We start from the raw sequence: 4,239 nt of genomic DNA on the forward strand, positions 1-4,239 counted from the left end.
CGATGACTGCGAAGACCTGTTCGCGCGTGGCGTGCGTTGCTGGCGGCGCGCCGCGGGTGAAGGACACCAGGCCGGAGTGGATCTTGGGGGCCGGCCAGAACACATTCATGCCGATCACGCCGGCCTTGCGCATGTGGCCGTACCAGGCGGCCTTGACCGAGGGGACTCCGTAGATCTTGGAGCCCGGCCCCGCGGCCAGCCGGTCCGCCACCTCGTCCTGGACCATGACCAGCCCGTGTTGCAGGCTCGGGAAATGTTGGAGCAGGTGCAGGACCACGGGGACGGCGACGTTGTACGGCAGGTTGGCCACGAGAGCCGTCGGCTGAACCGGAAGTTCGGTGACCTTCATGGCGTCGGAGAGGACCAGGTGGAATTCGTCCACGGCTTCCGGGCGCCACGTGCGCACCGTTTCCGGCAACTTGCCGGCCAGTACGGGATCGATCTCGACGGCGACAACTGTCTTGGCGGCGTCGAGCAGGCCGAGCGTCAGCGAACCCAGCCCGGGGCCGACCTCCAGCACGGTTTCCTCGGGATCAATACCGGCGGCGGAGACGATCCTCCTGATCGTGTTGCCGTCGATGACGAAGTTCTGGCCCAGGGTCTTTGTGGGGCGGACACCGATTTCCTCGGCGAGCGTCGGATGTCCGCAGCTCCCAGAAGGGGCGCGACGGCGGCGGGTTCGGAATTCGGTTCAGTCACCTAGGTATCGTATCGTCTGAGCGACCGGCGGGAGCGCCGCCTCTTGGCTTCAGCACGCGAAAAGGCCGGGCCCGAAAAATTCCGGACCCGGCCACGTTCATTTTTGCCTAGCTGGATGCTGCCCATCCGCAGCCCCACGGAGACAGGCCGCGCTGCGCGTAGACGCGGTTGGCGATGTCGATCTGCTGGGCCTTGCTGGCGGCGGCGGCGTTGGGAGCGTAAGCGCCACCGCCGGAACCGATCCAGGTCTGGATGTCGAACTGCAGGCCACCGTAGTAGCCGTTGCCGGTGTTGATGGCCCAGTTCCCGCCGGACTCACACTGTGCGATCTTGTCCCACATTGCCTCGTTCGGCGCACCCGTAGGTCCGGAGGCAACAGCTGCGGCAGGTGCGGGCTTGGGGCGTTCCTTGGTTCCGACCGTTACCTTCGCGGAGACCGGCTTGACGGTGACGTCAGAGGAGACCAACGTCCGGGAAGCCTCACGGCCATCCACCAGGACGAGCTTGAACGTCTTGCTGAGCAGCCCGAGGACCCCTTCCTGGGTGACCGTCTTCTGGTCGCTGAACTGGGTGGCGTCTTCCGTCGTGACCGTGTCGAACGGGACGTTCTCGGTCTCGGTGGCGGTCTTGCTGGTGTCCACCCGCGAAACCTTGATCACCATGTTCTGGACAACGGGAGCCGAATTGGGCTGCGAAACCCGGTCGTTGGCGCCAAGCGAGACGCCGGCATCGCTGAGGACGGTGCCCACGTCGGCCGCCGTCGTGGTCTTTGCCGAACTCTGACCGTCGACAATCAGGCTGATCGTCTTGGGGGTCAGGATCGAAACGTAGGATCCGGAGACGGCCAGCTGCGTGTCTTTCGGCTGCGAGACGGCCGATGCGCTCGCGACGCCGAGCTCGGAAACGAGGCCTTCGACGTTGGGGGCGGTGGTGTTGACCGTCCGCTGGGCGCCATCAAGGCTGACGGTGACGGCCTTGGCCAGGTTGACGTTGATGATGGAACCGTTCTGCACCGAGGCGTCCAAGGCCGGGGATACCCGGTCTTCAGCCTTCAGATCGACCTTGGCTGCCTTGACCACTTGGTCAACGGTGTTGCCGAAGGTCTGGACGGAACTCACTTTGCCGTCGACGTTGAGGGTGACTGATTTGTTGTTGCCTGTAAAAGCAACCACTCCCAGCACCAGTGCCGAAAGCACCAGCAGCTGCGCACCGACTTTGACGAAACTGAACTTGCCGCCCGTGGTGAAGAACTTAACCATGTTTGCCCGTAACTTTTGGACCATCCGGGCACGGGGAAAAGCGCACAGGGGCCTCCTGCCGCGGTCCCGGATGCCTGCCGAAGCATGCTGGAGGACTGCAGCGGAGTTGTGCGCCGCCACACTCAATTCAACTGAAAACACCAATTGCGAACGGAGTTAGTTGTCCGAAGGCCTTCCCCGACCCCGGCTACTGGTTACCCACTGTAACCGAAGCGTTATAAAGTGACCAAGATTTTTACATACTGGGTATGTAAACCGGATTCGGCTCAGTCCCAGGAACCGTACGTTGCGACGGTGTTTTGGGCCAGTTGCGAGCACAGCGTGGAAAGCTCGGTTCCGGTCACTTCGGCCATGGAACGAACGGTGTACGGCACCATGTAGCTCGCGTTCGGACGGCCCCGGTAGGGGTGCGGCGTGAGGAACGGGGAATCCGTTTCGACGAGCACCAGTTCCGGATCCGCGATGGCCAGCGCGTCCCGCAGATTTGCGGCGTTCTTGAACGTCATGGTGCCCGCAAAGGACATGTACCAGCCGTTCAGGTTACAGATCCGCGCCAGTTCTTCATCGCCCGAGAAGCAATGGAACACCACCCGCTCCGGGGCCCCCTCCTCCCGGAGAACCTGGACGACGTCGTCATGCGCGTCACGGTCGTGGATCTGGAGGGTGAGGTCCAGCCGCTTCGCAATATCGATGTGGCGGCGGAACGAATGGCGCTGGTGCACCAGGCCGTCGCCATGGGTGCGGTAGAAATCAAGGCCGGTCTCACCGATCGCACGAACGCGAGGATGCGCCGCAAGCTCCTCGATTTCCGCGAGCGCCGATTCCAGCTCTCCGCGTCCCGCGTACACGGGGGCATCGTTGGGGTGGATCGCGACAGCTCCGAGGAGCCGCCGGTCCGCGTCCAGCGCCTGGACCGTGAACCGCGATGACTCGAGGTCGCAACCTACCTGCACGGCGCCCTGGACCCCCACGCTTCGGCCGCGTCCAAAGCATCCGCGACGGCTACTTCGAGCAGGCCGTGCCGGAAATCGAGGTGCGTGTGGTTGTCCATCACGGGGACCGGCAGCGGTTCGGGAGCGGGCGGGTATTCCTTGCGGGAATCGCCGGTTTCAGTTGCGCGGTAGGAAGCCGGTGGGAGGGAATTGCACATGGATCCACCCTATCTTTCCCTGCTGATGCCTTCCGGACCGCGAGCTAATCCCCCGTGTATCCATTCCTCAAGAACATGCCTCTGTCTGCGGCGGCCCTAGGCTGGGTAGTCTGGTACAAAAGGCGGTATATCCGGCCAGGGCACCGCGGCCCGGCTGGGGTTTCTGTCATGGCTGAGGGGATTGTCCATGGACTCAAAGCGACACGGCACCGTTGACGAAGAGTTGCTACGGGGCGAGGCCGTGGTTGCCTTGCCGCCTGAGCGCGAGTCCCTTAACGGGCACAAGCCGAGCGTCATGGATCCTGGGCAATTCCATGCTGCCAGCGAGAAGATCCTGGCGGCCATCAACAAAGTGATCGACGGCAAGGCCGAGGCCGCCACGCTTGCCCTCACCGTGCTCCTCGCCCAAGGCCACCTGTTGGTGGAGGACGTGCCGGGCGTTGGCAAGACGCTGCTCGCCAAGACCCTCGCCCGGACCATCGATTGCAAGGTCAGCCGTATCCAGTTCACCCCGGACCTGCTTCCTTCGGATGTCACGGGCGTCTCCATCTACAACCAGTCCTCGCGGCAGTTCGAGTTCCGGATGGGTGCGGTGTTCGCCAACATCGTGATCGGCGACGAAATCAATCGCGCCTCCGCGAAGACGCAGTCCGCCCTCCTCGAATGCATGGAGGAACACCAGGTGACAGTGGACGGCCATTCGTACCAGCTGGGCGAACCGTTCATGGTTGTCGCGACGCAGAATCCCATCGAGATGGAAGGAACGTATCCGTTGCCGGAGGCGCAGCGGGACCGTTTCATGGCCCGCATCTCAATGGGCTACCCCGACAAGCTCTCGGAGATCGAGATGCTCGAGACGCATCAGGCTGTCTCACCCCTCGCCAAAGTCACCCCTGTGGTCACTTCCGCGGACGTAGCCGCGATGATCGCCACGGTACAGCAGGTTTACGTTTCCCAATCGGTCAAGGAATATACGGTTGCCTTGGGCCGGGCCACGCGCGACAGCGCACGCCTGCGCCTCGGAGCCAGCCCCCGTTCCCTGCTGCAACTACTGCGGGCGGCCAAAGCGACGGCCGCCCTTGACGGCAGGGATTTCGTCCTTCCCGACGACGTCATTTCCGTCGCTGAGTC

The 4,239-nt window shown here is 63.5% G+C and carries 2 protein-coding genes and 2 pseudogenes; 1 reads left to right on the plus strand and 3 read right to left on the minus strand.

Annotation, left to right across the window (positions count from 1 at the left end; translation table 11 throughout):
• The 3 genes and pseudogenes from rsmA to AHiyo1_RS06075 all read right to left on the minus strand — a co-directional run.
• A pseudogene (rsmA, locus tag AHiyo1_RS06065) lies at positions 1-699 on the minus strand (16S rRNA (adenine(1518)-N(6)/adenine(1519)-N(6))-dimethyltransferase RsmA); the annotation flags it as partial.
• 107 nt (positions 700-806) lie between these two features.
• Positions 807-1,958: a resuscitation-promoting factor gene (locus AHiyo1_RS06070; RefSeq protein WP_059387941.1), complete on the minus strand. Its 1,152-nt coding sequence runs from the start codon at positions 1,956-1,958 to the stop codon at positions 807-809.
• Positions 1,959-2,224: 266 nt separating this feature from the next.
• Positions 2,225-3,108, minus strand: a pseudogene (locus AHiyo1_RS06075) (TatD family hydrolase).
• A 187-nt stretch (positions 3,109-3,295) separates the two neighbouring features.
• On the opposite strand from AHiyo1_RS06075, the gene AHiyo1_RS06080 reads away from it, so the two are divergent.
• Positions 3,296-4,239: AAA family ATPase (locus AHiyo1_RS06080; protein WP_059387940.1), on the plus strand; the 944-nt coding region annotated here is incomplete at its 3' end.

It is taken from the genome of Arthrobacter sp. Hiyo1, from assembly GCF_001263615.2.
GTDB lineage: Bacteria > Actinomycetota > Actinomycetes > Actinomycetales > Micrococcaceae > Arthrobacter.